Here is a 293-nt window from a genome sequence, read left to right as displayed (position 1 = left end):
CTTATTGATAAGCTGGGGACTTAGCTTAGTTGGTAGAGCGCCTGCTTTGCACGCAGGAGGTCAGGAGTTCGACTCTCCTAGTCTCCACCATCACTTACATTGATCTTGAAATGATCAAGCAAACGTAAGATGAGCTAAGAAACATACAAACAGCTAGATAGCTTATAGAGCTTAGTAAGAAAGAGGCGTATGATTCGCTTCGTTGTTATTAACCTCTGTGATTTATCACAGTTTCCTGACCTGACGAAGGCTGGAAAAATCATTAACAGAATATATTTGAGTTGAAATAATTT

At 39.6% G+C, this 293-nt stretch carries 1 tRNA gene; it reads left to right on the top strand.

From position 1 onward, the window contains the following. Positions 1-14: 14 nt before the first annotated feature. A tRNA-Ala gene (locus NI469_RS15790) sits at positions 15-90 on the top strand. Positions 91-293: the final 203 nt, after the last annotated feature.

The organism is Acinetobacter lwoffii (genome assembly GCF_024129735.1).
Taxonomy (GTDB): Bacteria; Pseudomonadota; Gammaproteobacteria; order Pseudomonadales; family Moraxellaceae; genus Acinetobacter; species Acinetobacter lwoffii_H.
Note: the sequence above shows the minus strand (reverse complement) of the source record. Positions and strands in the feature narration are given on the sequence as shown.